Annotated in this window: 1 tRNA gene and 2 rRNA genes; all 3 read right to left on the bottom strand. The window is 46.2% G+C overall.

The annotated features are described in order from the left end of the window. Positions 1-161: 161 nt before the first annotated feature. Positions 162-234 (bottom strand) — tRNA-Ala (locus tag H8S75_RS32445). Between the two features lie 7 nt (positions 235-241). Continuing rightward, positions 242-359 (bottom strand): 5S ribosomal RNA (gene rrf / locus H8S75_RS32440). A gap of 94 nt (positions 360-453) precedes the next feature. Then, positions 454-519, bottom strand: a 16S ribosomal RNA gene (locus H8S75_RS32435); the annotation flags it as partial.

The following is a 519-nucleotide window of genomic DNA, read 5'->3' as shown; positions in this document are numbered from 1 at the left end:
GGTTATATCTGTTACGATATAACACCTCGGATGTCTTGATTTACTCTTTCTCGGGATCGAAATCCCTTAAAAGAATCTATCTAGATATATTCAATATGTGGTTTTCAAGGTACATGCTGGCATGCTTCATTCCGCCTGACGGCTTCCTTCTTCATACCGAGTGGAGATGGAGAGATTCGAACTCTTGACCCCCTGCTTGCAAGGCAGGTGCTCTCCCAACTGAGCTACACCCCCATAGATAATCTGGCACCCACCTGCTCTCCCATGCCGTCTCCAGCATAGTACCATCGGCCGCTTAAGTCTTAACCATCGTGTTCGGGATGGGTACGGGTGTTTCCCCTAAGCGCATCGGCACCAGAAATTTTCTAGTCTTTCTTGGCGTTTCCTATTAAATTGTTTTCTTTGAAACACAAGACTCAACAGTATATAAAACCCTTACTTCTTCTTCCTTAGAAAGGAGGTGATCCAGCCGCACCTTCCGATACGGCTACCTTGTTACGACTTCACCCCAGTTATCAG

The sequence above is a fragment of the Hungatella hominis genome, assembly GCF_014288005.1.
Taxonomy (GTDB): domain Bacteria; phylum Bacillota; class Clostridia; order Lachnospirales; family Lachnospiraceae; genus Hungatella; species Hungatella effluvii.
The sequence above is the reverse complement of the archived record's forward strand: the minus strand, read 5'-3'. Positions and strand labels throughout refer to the sequence as shown.